This window comes from Streptomyces sp. NPDC028305 (assembly GCF_055569495.1).
The window spans coordinates 246,414-257,887 of sequence record NZ_JBVHTN010000006.1 but is presented as its reverse complement, the minus strand read 5'-3'; the positions used below and the strand labels follow the sequence as shown (position 1 = coordinate 257,887).

The 11,474-nt window shown below is 70.3% G+C and carries 16 protein-coding genes; 5 read left to right on the top strand and 11 right to left on the bottom strand.

What is annotated here, in order from left to right; translation table 11 throughout:
* The first annotated feature begins 13 nt into the window (after positions 1 to 13).
* Positions 14 to 616: a GNAT family N-acetyltransferase gene (locus ACZ4WQ_RS26610; protein WP_311728563.1), complete on the top strand. Its 603-nt coding sequence runs from the start codon at positions 14 to 16 to the stop codon at positions 614 to 616.
* Between the two features lie 25 nt (positions 617 to 641).
* On the opposite strand, the gene ACZ4WQ_RS26605 is transcribed toward ACZ4WQ_RS26610, so the two are convergent.
* The 6 genes from ACZ4WQ_RS26605 to ACZ4WQ_RS26580 all read right to left on the bottom strand — a co-directional run bounded on the left by ACZ4WQ_RS26605 (position 642) and on the right by ACZ4WQ_RS26580 (position 3,687).
* A complete protein-coding gene (locus ACZ4WQ_RS26605; protein ID WP_398375750.1) occupies positions 642 to 968 on the bottom strand; it encodes a hypothetical protein in 327 nt (108 codons plus the stop codon).
* Between the two features lie 206 nt (positions 969 to 1,174).
* Positions 1,175 to 1,300 carry a hypothetical protein gene (locus ACZ4WQ_RS26600; RefSeq protein WP_398375752.1) on the bottom strand — a complete coding sequence of 42 codons (126 nt, stop codon included), beginning with the start codon at positions 1,298 to 1,300 and terminating at the stop codon, positions 1,175 to 1,177.
* Positions 1,301 to 1,500: 200 nt separating this feature from the next.
* Positions 1,501 to 1,728, bottom strand: a complete 228-nt coding sequence (locus ACZ4WQ_RS26595) for a hypothetical protein (RefSeq protein WP_385350297.1) — start codon at positions 1,726 to 1,728, stop codon at positions 1,501 to 1,503.
* A complete protein-coding gene (locus ACZ4WQ_RS26590; RefSeq protein ID WP_385350301.1) occupies positions 1,725 to 1,910 on the bottom strand; it encodes a hypothetical protein in 186 nt (61 codons plus the stop codon). Before ACZ4WQ_RS26590 ends, ACZ4WQ_RS26595 begins: the two co-directional genes overlap by 4 nt.
* Entirely contained in the window at positions 1,907 to 2,341 is a 435-nt protein-coding gene (locus ACZ4WQ_RS26585; RefSeq protein WP_398375753.1) for a hypothetical protein, read from the bottom strand. The genes ACZ4WQ_RS26590 and ACZ4WQ_RS26585 overlap by 4 nt, the downstream gene beginning before the upstream one ends.
* A gap of 95 nt (positions 2,342 to 2,436) precedes the next feature.
* The gene (locus ACZ4WQ_RS26580; RefSeq protein WP_398375754.1) at positions 2,437 to 3,687 is read right to left on the bottom strand and encodes a helix-turn-helix domain-containing protein; all 1,251 of its coding nucleotides are present in this window, start codon (positions 3,685 to 3,687) and stop codon (positions 2,437 to 2,439) included.
* Positions 3,688 to 3,852: 165 nt separating this feature from the next.
* Between ACZ4WQ_RS26580 and ACZ4WQ_RS26575 the strand changes: the two genes are divergently transcribed.
* Positions 3,853 to 4,341, top strand: coding sequence for a hypothetical protein (locus ACZ4WQ_RS26575; protein WP_385350310.1), 489 nt, complete (start codon positions 3,853 to 3,855; stop codon positions 4,339 to 4,341).
* Positions 4,342 to 4,408: 67 nt separating this feature from the next.
* Here the strand turns inward: ACZ4WQ_RS26575 and ACZ4WQ_RS26570 are convergent, their stop codons facing one another.
* The gene (locus ACZ4WQ_RS26570) at positions 4,409 to 5,458 is read right to left on the bottom strand and encodes an aldo/keto reductase (RefSeq protein WP_311728559.1); all 1,050 of its coding nucleotides are present in this window, start codon (positions 5,456 to 5,458) and stop codon (positions 4,409 to 4,411) included.
* A 116-nt stretch (positions 5,459 to 5,574) separates the two neighbouring features.
* Here ACZ4WQ_RS26570 and ACZ4WQ_RS26565 point away from each other — a divergent pair, with 116 nt between their 5' ends.
* Entirely contained in the window at positions 5,575 to 6,000 is a 426-nt protein-coding gene (locus tag ACZ4WQ_RS26565) for a MerR family transcriptional regulator (protein ID WP_358846804.1), read from the top strand.
* A gap of 26 nt (positions 6,001 to 6,026) precedes the next feature.
* The gene (locus tag ACZ4WQ_RS26560; protein WP_311728557.1) at positions 6,027 to 7,121 is read left to right on the top strand and encodes an alanine racemase; all 1,095 of its coding nucleotides are present in this window, start codon (positions 6,027 to 6,029) and stop codon (positions 7,119 to 7,121) included.
* Positions 7,122 to 7,207: 86 nt separating this feature from the next.
* Here ACZ4WQ_RS26560 and ACZ4WQ_RS26555 read toward each other — a convergent pair whose 3' ends face one another.
* A complete protein-coding gene (locus ACZ4WQ_RS26555) occupies positions 7,208 to 7,798 on the bottom strand; it encodes a DUF4232 domain-containing protein (protein ID WP_311728556.1) in 591 nt (196 codons plus the stop codon).
* A gap of 400 nt (positions 7,799 to 8,198) precedes the next feature.
* On the bottom strand, positions 8,199 to 9,383 hold the full coding sequence (locus tag ACZ4WQ_RS26550; protein ID WP_398897302.1) for a thiolase family protein: 1,185 nt from the start codon (positions 9,381 to 9,383) through the stop codon (positions 8,199 to 8,201).
* Between the two features lie 239 nt (positions 9,384 to 9,622).
* Between ACZ4WQ_RS26550 and ACZ4WQ_RS26545 the strand changes: the two genes are divergently transcribed.
* Entirely contained in the window at positions 9,623 to 10,009 is a 387-nt protein-coding gene (locus ACZ4WQ_RS26545) for a luciferase domain-containing protein (RefSeq protein WP_311728554.1), read from the top strand.
* A 56-nt stretch (positions 10,010 to 10,065) separates the two neighbouring features.
* Here the strand turns inward: ACZ4WQ_RS26545 and ACZ4WQ_RS26540 are convergent, their stop codons facing one another.
* A complete protein-coding gene (locus tag ACZ4WQ_RS26540) occupies positions 10,066 to 11,196 on the bottom strand; it encodes an SPFH domain-containing protein (protein ID WP_311728553.1) in 1,131 nt (376 codons plus the stop codon).
* A gap of 11 nt (positions 11,197 to 11,207) precedes the next feature.
* Positions 11,208 to 11,459, bottom strand: a complete 252-nt coding sequence (locus tag ACZ4WQ_RS26535; RefSeq protein ID WP_311728552.1) for a hypothetical protein — start codon at positions 11,457 to 11,459, stop codon at positions 11,208 to 11,210.
* Between the last annotated feature and the right edge of the window lie 15 nt (positions 11,460 to 11,474).

The following is an 11,474-nucleotide window of genomic DNA, read 5'->3' as shown; positions in this document are numbered from 1 at the left end:
AGGAGCACACGACATGACCGACCCCGTCGAGCTGGTCTGGCCGACCGCCCTGGACGAGGGGCTGCTGGCGAGGACGCACCGGATGATCCACGCCGTCACCGAGACCGGCGGGGCCATCGGCTACCTCACGCCGCCCGACCGGGCGGAGACCGACGCCTGGCTCCACGGGGTCCTGGCCGACGTACGGACCGGGGACGCGGCGCTCGCTCTGGCGACATCGGCGGACGGGTCGGACGAGGTGCTGGGCTGCGCGCTCTGGCGGCGGCGCGCCGCCGTGGCCAGCTACCGGCACAGCGCCGAGATCCAGCAGGTCATGACCCACCCCGCCGCCCGGGGCCGGGGCATCGGCCGCCTCCTGGTGTCCGCGCTGATCGACGACGTGCGCGCGGCCGGTCTGGAGTTGCTGATCCTCGGCGTCCGCGGCAACAACCATGGCGCGATCGCCCTGTACGAGGACCTGGGCTTCCGGGAGTGGGGTCGGCTGCCGAGCGGGATAGCCGTCGGCGACGAGCGCTTCGACGACGTCAAGATGTATCTGGAGCTGGGCCGCCCGGACGGCGTCGCGGTCCACGGCTCGGCGGCGGTCGGCGCGGGAGCCTCGGCGCGCCGCGCGTGAGCGGGGCGGCCGAGCCCCGTTATTGCTAGGGGATCCTCGGGCAGGGGATGGTCGGCCGGATCCGGTTCGCGCTGCATGCGACCACGTGGACGGAGGCGAACCCGGTCCCCCGCAGGTACCAGCCGCCGACGACATCCCCGCCCCAGCTGAGCCGGTCGTCGGCGGCCGCGAACCGTTCGGCTTGCCGGGTGGGGTTCTTGTCGTGGTCGGTCATGAAGGCGGGGGTCAGGTCGGTGACCTGGTCCCGGTACCAGGCTGAGGCTTTCTCCGGCTCCTGGAAGGTGGCTTTGATCATTCTGGCCGGGCGCAGCAGCCAGTGCGGTACCTCCAGGGGCGGCACCTCGCTGGCCATGAAGGCGGGGGCTGGCGGCTGTGATCTGTTTCCACTCGTGGGGCGTGATGTCGTGGACGACGAGGTGTGGTGGTCGGCGTGTGGACTCGTCGTCGTAGGTTCGGCGTTCTCCGGTCCAGCGGTAGCAGTGCCAGTGTGACGCAGTCATGAGGGTGGCTCCTGCGTGGTGGGAGCGGCCCCGCGGCGGGGGCGGGGCCGCCATTTGGCTAGTGCGCGTATTCGCGTCCGTCGTCGGAGTCGCCGGGTGTCTGGCCGCCGGGGGTCGGGGCGTCGGTGTCCGGCATGGTGTCGCCGCTTTCCGGGTCGTGGCGGGAGGCGTGCTGTAATCGCATGGGCTGCTCCTGTGTCCTCGCGCGGTTGCGCGGTGCTCGTCCCGGCCACTGGCCTGCAAGCGGGGGCCGGGGCGAGGCTTTGGGCGGGCGTACGCCGTCGAGGGCTGGATTTGTGGTGAGTTTGAGACGGCGACACGCCGTCGCTTCGGCGTGTCGCTGTCTCAAACTCACCACAAAGTCACTGGCAGAGGCCCGCCGGTCTAGGTGGCATCTGCCTTCAGGGCCTCGATGGGCGGGGTCTGGTGGCAGCCGCAGTCACAGCGGACGGTGAAGATGAGCGCGCCCCGGGTCGCGGGCGGTACGGGCGCCGCCCGGACTTCGCCCGGTCCCTTGCAGAATGCGTGGATCTCGGCGGGTGTGGTGTCGGGCTCGGCGGTGTACATGGCGCAGTACGGGGACAGACGCCGGCCGCCGGCCGGGGCGGTCATGTCGCCTGCCTGTCGCGCTGCAAGGTGATCAGCACCTCGTACAGGTCGGCGTCGGGGTGCGGCCGTCGGCGGTTGCAGTCCGGGCACAGGTGGCGCAGGCAGCCGGGCCCGGACGCCGACGCGCGCAGCACGGTGATCGGCTCGCGGGTGGACTTGTCGCAGCGGTAGCAGTACTCCGTCACCGGGCGGCCTCCTCGCGGGGCCCGAGCGCTTCGCGGGTCGCGGTCTGAAGCGCGGTGAGGAGGGCCGCCGGATCGGTCAGGTGGCAGTCGTATCGGGGCGGTACGCGCCAGTGGACGCCAGGCCCCGTCGTGCGAGCTGCGGGAGGTACCTCGATGTAGGCGGTCGCTCCCCACACCTGGACGGAGGGCAGCAGGCTCATGTCCCACTGGGCGGCGGCGCCCGGCTCGATGAGCCAGTACAGCATCCTGTCGATCGGGTTCTCGATGACCGCGCCCGTCGTCGCCCCCAGTAAGCCGAGGGTGCGTTTGCCGATGCCGATCGAGAGGGGAACGCGCACGACGTCCCACGATCGGCCGGCGGGCCGCAGCTCCGCGCTCTGCCCGCTGGGCGGCGTCCACGACAGGACACGGTGGTTGCTCGTCGTCTCCACAGGAGCCCCCGACGTCATCGGTGATCAGGTGATTACCGACCGTAAGAGCGCCGGGGGCGGGGAGGGGGCAGAGATTCTGCCCCTCGAACGCGGGTTCAGGTGGCCAGTACGCCGATCTTCACGGCCAGTGCGGCCGCACGACGGCGACGCTCAGGAGACTTCGCCTCCGTCTCTTCCAGGACGATGCGGCGCGCGTAGCCGTTGTAACGAATCGTCTCTGGGGCAGCCTCGTGCGCCTTGTCCAACGTTGCCAGCGCGGTCTCCGGCTGCCCGTCAAGCTGGTAGCCCCGGGCCTCCTCGATCCTGTGCCGGGCCAGCCGAGGTCGTGAAGGGATTGTCTCTGTGTCGGCCTTCGCGGCCTGCCGTACGGATTCCGGGCCCGCGTGCAACTCGACGGCGACCGTGACCGCGTGCGCCCCCATGATGGCCCGGGAGAACGACGTCATGAGGTGGTAGTAGTCGGCGGGGAGCCGCTTGGCCATCTTGCTTGCGGTGTCCCAGTAGCTCCACGCGGTGCCGGTGTCTCCGCGGCGTGCGGCGGTGTATCCGGTCTCGAACTGCAAGGCGCCCGCGATGGCGCGCACATCGTCCGGCGCGTCCGGCAGGAGAGGCATGAGGTAGCGCAGGGCCTCCAGGGTGACTGCGTCGGCTGCGTCGAAGTGGGCGGGACCGCTCTCGCGGTGGGCCTGGGCGGTGAGCCAGGCGGCTACACCGATGGCGTGCGGGTCCTCGCTCTCCTGGGCAGCGACCATCGCGCGGTCGACCACGCGCCAGTAGAGGGCGGAGTCCGGCTGGTACGCGATGAAGAACTGGCTGAGGCCGTAGACCTCGGCCAGCACCGCTTGAGCCGCTCGCCGGTCGGGGGCGCGGTCGGCCTGGCGTACGGCGAGCTGTGCGTCCCGGATGAGGTTCGGCAGGAGAGTGCCGATCACATCGCGGTGGTTGGGTGCGGAGTGGCGGGCTGACCAAGCGCGTTCGAGGCATGCCCTCAGGTGCGTGGCCGAAGGTGCTTCGCGATCGTCGGCGACGGGGAATGCGTCAATCGCGGCTCGCACCGCAGGCAGCTTGGCGTGACCGGGGCCGATGAAGAGATCGATGGGCATCGTCTGGTCGCCGGTGAGCTCAGCGAGGTTGCGGACGCGTAGGACCTCGGCGATGCGCAAGATCATGGGAAATCCGGGAGTGTGGAGAGCGCCGTTCTCCACCTGCTTCACCCAGCTCGGGGACTTGTCGAGAAGACCGGCGAGGACGGTACGGCTCATGCCCCGGCGTGTGCGGAGGACTTGCATCCGCTGGCCGAAGACCAGCGGGTGGTCCAGCGGGTTGGGGGTAGCGTCAGATGGCATGGCCTTGCCCCTCTCTGTCCAGCTCGTCGCTGCCAGGGTATGAGGCAAGGCCCCTCTGGTGTGAGGCCGTTCACTCCCAGGCATGGCGAACGCTGTGCCCCCGGGCCGTGGCCGGTGTCCGCTGTAGCATCCGGAGCCCGCTGAGCACATGACGAGGTGAACGCGATGACGACGATCGCCGTGACCGGGCACATGGACCTCACCGAGGACTCCGTGCCGCTGGTGCGCGAGGAACTGGACAGGATCCTCGCCGCGTATGAGCCCTCCGACCTGGTCGGTGTGTCGTGCATCGCGCGCGGCAGCGACAGCGTGTTCGCGGATGCGGTGCTGGCCGTGGGCGGGCGGCTGGTCGTGGTGGTTCCGTCGCGGGATTACCGGGAAGCGAAGGTGAAGCCGGACCACGCAGCGACCTTCGACCGGCTCAGGGACGCGGCGGACGAGGTGCTGGTGATGCCGCATGCCACGGCGAACCGCGCGGCGTACGAGGCGGCGAATGCCGTACTGCTGGAGCGTGCCGACCGCCTTGTGGCCGTGTGGAACGGGCAGCCGCCGACCGGCAAGGGCGGGGGCACGGCGGACGTGGTGTACGAGGCGCGCGACGCGGGGCTGCCCGTGGATGTCGTCTGGCCGGACGGAGCGTCCCGCCGGGTGTGACGAAAGCCGGACCGTGCGCGAGCGCGGCGGGCGAGCCTCCGCCGGACGCCTTCCGCGCTCGCCGGCCTCAGCCCGCGGCGCGTTCCGCGAGTGGGCGGCGACGCAAGGCGGTGTCGGTCAGTGAGCGCGGGGGGAAGGAAGTGCTGGGGTTGTACCGGTTCACCCCGGGCGGCACGATTTCGTCGATCCGGTCGAGGGTCGCATCGTCCAGGGTGAGCGCGGCGCCCTTGAGGAGATCCGCCAGCTGCCCCATGGTCCGCGGTCCGATGATCGCCGAGGTGACGGCTGGGTGGGCCACGGTGAAGGCCACGGCGAGCTGCGGGAGGGTGCAGCCGATGCTTGTCGCGAGTTCGATGAGCTGTTCGACGGCGTCGAGCTTGGCGGCGTTCTCGGCGATCGCGGGATCGAAGAATGCCGGGCGGAGCGCGGCACGGCCGGCTGCCAGGTCGATGGGCCGGCCCTTGCGGTGCTTGCCGGTGAGGAATCCGAAGGCGAGGGGGCTCCAGACCAGCACCCCCATCCCGTAGCGCTCGCAGACGGGCAGGAGCGAGGCCTCGATCCCGCGGGCCAGAATCGAGTAGGGCGGCTGGGCGGTGCGGAAGCGTCCGAGGCTGCGCCGCTCGGAGACGTGGTGTGCCTCGACGATCTCCTCGGCCGGGAAGTTCGAGCAACCGAAGGCGCGGATCTTTCCCTGGCGCACGAGGTCGCTGAGTACCGAGAGCGTCTCCTCGATGTCCGTGGTGTGGTCGGGGAGGTGGACCTGGTAGAGGTCGATCCAGTCGGTGTTCAGGCGCCTGAGGCTGTCCTCGACCGCCGTGAGGATCCAACGCCGCGAGTTGCCACTGCGGTTGCGGCCCTCGCCCATCTGGAAGTGGACCTTGGTGGCGAGTACGACGTCGTCACGGCGCCCCCGCAGCGCCTTTCCCACGATCTCCTCGGACTCGCCCTGTCCGTACATGTCGGCGGTGTCGACGAAGTTGATGCCCTGGTCGAGGGCGGCGTGGATGATGCGGACACAATCGTCGTGGTCGGAGTTGAAGCCGTCCTGGAACATCATGGTCCCGAGGCAGTGGACGCTGACCTCGATACCGGTTCTGCCGAGGGTGCGATAGCGCATGGTGATGCTCCCTAACTAGGTCAACCGATCACGCGGAGCGACAGAAGCGTCGATCGCACGAGGCACCCTAGGAACTAGACCCGGCTCTAGATCAAGCCCCCGTTACCCTGACCGGCATGGCTGAGATCACGGCGAATCTGAGTATCGGAGAGGTCGCCGAACGCACCGGTTTGAGCGTTCACGCGCTGCGCTTCTACGAGCGCGAGGGCCTCTTCGTCAACGCCGTGCGACGCGGAGCCGGCGGGCGCCGCGTCTACAGCGAGGATGACGTGGACTGGCTGACCGTCTGCATCATTCTCCGCGCCTCGGGCATGCCCCTGCCCACGCTTCGCCGATATACCGATCTGGTCAGAGATGGCGCCGGTAACGAGGAAGAACGGCTGACGCTCATGCGCGAGCATCAGGAGAACGTCACCGCCCAGATCGGCAGGCTCAGTGAGTCCTTGGACCTGATCAGGTTCAAGGTCGGGGTGTATGAGGACCTTGTCGACCAAGGCAGCGCCGCCACCCGTCAATGTCACGCCCCATCCGCCTCGGCCTGAGTCCGTCAACGTGTGAGAGGCAAGAGATGGTGACACCGCTGCCCGATGGGCTGGCCACGCCGGCGCTCGTGGTCGATCCGGATGTGCTGGACAGAAACATCTCGCGGATGGCTGAGGCTTCGCGGGCTCAAGGGTTCGCCCTGCGTCCCCACGCCAAGAGCCACAAGTGCGCGCAGATCGCCGACCGTCAGCTGCGGTCCGGCGCACGCGGGCTGTCGGTGGCCACGATCGGCGAAGCCGAGGCATTCGCCGGGGCCGGCGTGGACGACCTGTTCATCGCTTACCCCGTGTGGCTCGATGCCGACAAGGCACAGCGGCTGCGCCGGTTGGCGGACGACGTGGCCCTGAGAGTCGGCGTCGAGTCGGTCGAAGGCGCGCGGCGGCTGGGGGAGGCCGTGCGCGGCAGCGCCCGGACGGTCGAGGTGCTCGTCGAGGTCGACAGCGGGAGCCATCGCACCGGAGTGCAGCCTCATGCCGCTGGTGAGGTCGGGAAGGCGGCCGCCGACGCGGGACTGAATGTTGTCGGCGTGTTCACGTTCCCGGGACACGGCTACGGGCACGACGCGCGGGCACGCGAGCGCGCCGCACGAGATGAGGAGCGCACGCTGGGCGAGGCCGCACAGGCGCTGCGGGACCTTGGGCTCGGCGCCCGTGTGGTCAGTGGCGGGTCGACTCCGACGGTGGGGCAGTGGCAGCCGGGTGCGGTGAACGAGTTGCGGCCGGGTGTCTACGTCTTCAATGACGCCACCCAGCTGGCCATCGGCACCTGCGGGGTGGAGGATCTCGCACTGGTCGCCGCGGCGACGGTGATCAGTGTTCCCGCCCCGGATCGCTTCGTGCTCGATGTCGGCAGCAAGGTCCTCGGCTCCGACCGGTCGTCCTGGGTGACGGGCCATGGCTACCTGCCCCAGTTCCCACAGGGATCCATCACCGGGTTGTGGGAGCACCACGCCGTGGTCCGGCTTCCGGAAGGGGTGCGGGGACCACGCCTTGGGGCGTTGGTGGCTGTCGTCCCCAACCACATCTGCACGCCGGTGAATCTCGCCGATGAGCTGCTGGTCGTCCGGGACCGCGAAGTGATCGACCGCTGGCAGGTAACAGCACGAGGTGCCAATACCTGAGCGGACGTTCTTGAGGGCGTCGATCGGTGTGCGGCGCCCCCTGGCCCGGCGCGATCAGCAGGGCCAGGGGGCGGCGTGGGTGCGCGTCAGTCGCCCTGGCCGATGCCACCCATCGGGCCGACCTTCACCGAGGAGCCGGAACCGTCCGTGACGGGCAGCGTGGCGGCGCCCGGCCAGTCGAGGGTGACCGACTTCGTCTCGTTCGGCGGGGTCACCACGAGCCCCGTGACGCGGACGCCGGAGCCGCCCGAGTCGTTGTCCGGGTAGGTGATGCCGAAGTAGGTCGACTTCCCGTCCTTGAGGACGATCGGGTCGGCCTGCTCACCACTGCGCTCCGCGGACACCGTCCCCTCGCTGGTCTTCAGGTCGACGCCCGCGAACCCGGAGAGCGTGCAGTCCCGGCCGCCACCGTTCTTCAGCGTCACCGCGACGGTGCGCTCGCCGTCGCCGTCGATGGTGCGGTCCGCCGCCGTGATCTCCAGCTCGTCGGTGCGGCACTTGTCGGCCTTGCTGTTGTCGTCGGAGCCGCCCGAGCCCGAACCGCCGCCCGACGAAGACGCTGCGGACGAGGACGACGGCTTGCTCTGTCCCGTGCCGTCATCGTCGTTCTGGCAGGCCGTGAGCGAGAGACCCGCGACAACGGCCAAGGTGGCGAAGGTGAGTTTGGAGACGCGCATCGTTGTTCCTCAGTATCGGTGGGGGGTGTCGCTGCTCGGTACGAGTCGGTACGAGCGAGCGTTTCTGGGCACCAAGATTGGCCCCGCCGACAAGCTGTTCCGTCCAACCACCCGCTAATACATCCCTGTTACACACGCAGCCGGGCACACCCCGCCCGCACCCGCTGCTCCCGCACCCCTCCTCTGCCGCCATCCGGAGCGGGAAACAGGGCCCGAACACGGTGCGCCGCATGCGCCGCACCGCGCCAGGGCACGCCGCTGGAAGGCGGTCTCGGCCACGGTCCGTTGGGACAGACCCGTAACGTGGCGGATCTTGACCACAACCGGTGGCATGTGCCGATCAACCCGCTTGGCCCGCGCGCGCCCGGGGCCGGCCGCCCGGCGGATTGACAACGGCGACTTACCCGATGGCCTCCAGCACCGTCGCGTTGGCGAGCCCGCCCGCCTCGCACATGGTCTGGAGGGCGTACCGCGCGCCGCGCTCGCGCATGGCGCCGACCAGGGTGGTCATCAGCCGGGCGCCGCTGGCGCCGAGGGGGTGGCCGAGGGCGATGGCGCCGCCGTTGACGTTGACCTTGCCGGGGTCGGCGCCCGTCTCCTGCTGCCAGGCCAGCACCACGCTGGCGAACGCCTCGTTGACCTCGAACAGGTCGATGTCCGACAGCGCCAGCCCGGCCCGGCGCAGCACCTTCTCCGTGGCGGGGATGACGCCGGTGAGCATGAGCAGCGGATCGGAGCCGGTGACGGCGAAGCTGTGCAGCCGGGCCTTGGGGCGCAGGCCGAGCCGGGCCGCCGTCTCGCTGCTGGTGATCAGCAGCGCGGCGGCGCCGTCGTTGACCGGGCTGCTGTTGCCCGCGGTCACCGACCACTGGATCTGCGGGAACCGCTCGGCGAACCCGGGGTCGGCGAAGGCGGGCCGCAGCCCGGCCAGCACCTCGGGCGTGGTGCCGGGGCGGATGGACTCGTCGGTGTCCACCGTGCGGTCGTCCGCCCGTACCGGGGCGAGCTCGGTGGCGAACCGGCCCTCGGCGGTCGCGCGGGCCGCCTTCTGGTGGGACGCGGTGGCGAACTCGTCCATCTGCTCCCGCGTGAGGGACCACTTGGCGGCGATCAGCTCGGCGCTGATCCCCTGCGGCACCAGCCCCTCGGGGTAGCGGGCCGCGATGCCCGGCCCGAACGGATCGGCGCCCGCGGGCACGTTGGACCACATGGGGACCCGGCTCATGGACTCCACGCCACAGGCCACCACCAGGTCGTACGCCCCGGAGATCACTCCCTGCGCGGCGAAGTGCACGGCCTGCTGCGAGGAGCCGCACTGCCGGTCCACGGTCGTCGCCGGGACGGAGTCGGGGAATCCGGCGGAGAGCCATGCGTACCGGGTGGTGTTCATGGCCTGCTCGCCCACCTGGTCGACGCACCCGCCGATGACGTCGTCGACCAGGGCCGGATCCACCCCGCTCCGCTCGATGAGCGTGCCCAGCGTCTGGGCCAGCAGCTCCACGGGATGCACTCCGGCGAGCGCGCCGCCCGGTTTTCCCTTGCCGATGGGGGTGCGGACGGCTTCGACGATGACGGCGTCGCGCATGGCGATCGCCTCCTCTTCCAGCGAGTTCCAGCGAGGCGGGGTGAGTTTGTTTTTCCAACGCTCCTGGCTACTGAAGAGTAGCAAGGGGGGGCGGGCATCACAAGGCCACCGCCCCCTCGGGTGGGCGGTGTGGGGTGTGCGGTGTGTCGGCGAGGGGCGACAACCGGCCTGCCCGGCCGATTGGTTACGGTCGGGCAACGCGAGGGTGAGGCCCGGGGAAACCGGGGGAAGATGGTGGTGTGAGCGTGGCGCATCGGGCCATGGAGCGATTGCGGGACTGGCCGGACCTCGACGTGGGCCCGGCCTGCTGTGGCGCGGGCCGCGCGCTGCGTACGGCGGAGTGCGAGATCGTGCACTTCCACTCCGACCGGGACGCTGACCTGCACCTTACCGAACCGGCCATCCGGCACCTGGCCGTCCACCTGGGGCGGTCCACGGCGATCCGGCTGGTGCCGGACTCGCAGTGGGTGACCGTGCACCTGGACAACGAGCGGGACGCGGATGTGCTGCTGTGCCTGGTCAGTGTCGCGCTGAAGGCGCATGCGCGGTGTTCCGGGGCCCCGGCGCACCGCTGCAACCTCAACCGGGTGACGTTCCCGGACCGGAGAGACCACCAGATGTGCTGAGAGGCGGCCGTCGTCCGGCCGTCATCCGGTGGTCGTCCGGCCGCCGGTCCTGCTCCTCAGCGGATCTCGACCCTGCCGCCCTCGTCCGCCTTGTCCGCGCCGCCCTCGGGTGAACCCAGGCTCCGCCGTACCGAGTCCAGGATCGTCAGGCCCTGCCCGACCAGGCCCGCCGCGATCTCGCCCAGGCCGTCGGCGCCGTTGAGGACGTTGACGTTGGCCCCGGAGAGCCCGTTGGCTGCCTCCTTGACGATCTGCGGCAGCTGGTCGATGAGCATGCGGTCCAGCGCCACCCGGCCGTGCGAGGCCGCGGCCTCGGCCTGGATGCGCATCCGCTCCGCCTCGGCCAGCGCCAGCACCCTGATCCGCTCGGCCTCGGCCTCGGCGGGCTTCACGATCTCGGCGACCAGCTGCTGCTGGCGCAGGTCGGCCGCGCGCTGGGCCAGTTCGGTCCGCGCGGCGAGCACCTCCTGCTGCGCATGGGCGTCGGCCAGTGGTCCGGCCTGGGCGGCCTGGGCCTGGGCGCGCTCGACCTCCGCCGAGTACTCGGCCTGCACGATGGCGGTCTGCCGGGCGTATTCGGCCTGCTTACGCGCGGCCGCCTGCTCCGCCTCGGCCGAGGCCTGCGCGGCCTGGGCCTGGGCGATCTGGGCCTGGCGCTGGATGGCCGCCTTGTGCGGGGCGGACATCGCCGCGATGTAGCCGGTGTCGCCGTCGTCGATGGACTGGATCTGGAGGGAGTCCACGATCAGACCGATCTTCGCCATCTCGGTCTTGGAGGTGTCCAGGACCTCGGTGGCGAGCTTCTGCCGCTCGGTGATGATCTCCTCGACGGTCATCGAGCCGATGATCGCGCGCAGGTGTCCGGCGAAGATCCGGCCGGTCAGCACCGACATCTGGTCCTGGTCGGAGAGGAACCGCTGGCCCGCGTTGACGATGCTCTCGGTGTCGTTGCCGACCTTGAAGGCGATCACGGCACGGACCGTCAGGACGATGCCCTGCTTGGTGACACAGGTCTCGGCGACCTCCGACTCGCACATCGCCAGGGTCAGGAACCGGGTCTTGCGGAAGACGGGGATCACGAACTTGCCGTGGCCGGTCACCACCCGGAACGGCGCCCCACCCTGTCCACGCCTGCCGCCGGAGATGAGCATCGCCTGGTCCGGGGCGGGAACGCGGTAACCGAACATGTTTCGTCTCCTCAACCGGCGCTGCCGGCCTCGCCGGGCAGCGCGTTCAACGGATCAGCCCACTCGATGACGTCGACGTGGCGCGCGCCACGGCAATCGATCACGAGCACGGATGTTCCTTTGGGCAGGGGGACGTCGGACCAGGCGAGGAAGGTTTCGGAGCCGCCTCTGATCCGTACCAGGACCTCACCGGGGCCGGTGGATCCGCGGGTGCCGATGACCAGCACGCCGGTGCAGCCGCGTACGGCGTCGTCCGTCGCCATGGATGGCCACGCCCC

Bases quoted from the DNA above. Each gene is read 5' to 3' on its own strand.
- ACZ4WQ_RS26560 (WP_311728557.1), top strand. From the start codon at position 6,027: ATGGTGACACCGCTGCCCGATGGGCTGGCCACGCCGGCGCTCGTGGTC.
- ACZ4WQ_RS26570 (WP_311728559.1), bottom strand. From the start codon at position 5,458: ATGCGCTATCGCACCCTCGGCAGAACCGGTATCGAGGTCAGCGTCCAC.
- ACZ4WQ_RS26555 (WP_311728556.1), bottom strand. From the start codon at position 7,798: ATGCGCGTCTCCAAACTCACCTTCGCCACCTTGGCCGTTGTCGCGGGT.
- ACZ4WQ_RS26605 (WP_398375750.1), bottom strand. From the start codon at position 968: ATGGCCAGCGAGGTGCCGCCCCTGGAGGTACCGCACTGGCTGCTGCGC.
- ACZ4WQ_RS26540 (WP_311728553.1), bottom strand. From the start codon at position 11,196: ATGTTCGGTTACCGCGTTCCCGCCCCGGACCAGGCGATGCTCATCTCC.
- ACZ4WQ_RS26535 (WP_311728552.1), bottom strand. From the start codon at position 11,459: ATGGCGACGGACGACGCCGTACGCGGCTGCACCGGCGTGCTGGTCATC.
- ACZ4WQ_RS26575 (WP_385350310.1), top strand. From the start codon at position 3,853: ATGACGACGATCGCCGTGACCGGGCACATGGACCTCACCGAGGACTCC.
- ACZ4WQ_RS26580 (WP_398375754.1), bottom strand. From the start codon at position 3,687: ATGCCATCTGACGCTACCCCCAACCCGCTGGACCACCCGCTGGTCTTC.
- ACZ4WQ_RS26595 (WP_385350297.1), bottom strand. From the start codon at position 1,728: ATGACCGCCCCGGCCGGCGGCCGGCGTCTGTCCCCGTACTGCGCCATG.
- ACZ4WQ_RS26550 (WP_398897302.1), bottom strand. From the start codon at position 9,383: ATGCGCGACGCCGTCATCGTCGAAGCCGTCCGCACCCCCATCGGCAAG.
- ACZ4WQ_RS26600 (WP_398375752.1), bottom strand. From the start codon at position 1,300: ATGCGATTACAGCACGCCTCCCGCCACGACCCGGAAAGCGGCGACACC.
- ACZ4WQ_RS26610 (WP_311728563.1), top strand. From the start codon at position 14: ATGACCGACCCCGTCGAGCTGGTCTGGCCGACCGCCCTGGACGAGGGG.
- ACZ4WQ_RS26565 (WP_358846804.1), top strand. From the start codon at position 5,575: ATGGCTGAGATCACGGCGAATCTGAGTATCGGAGAGGTCGCCGAACGC.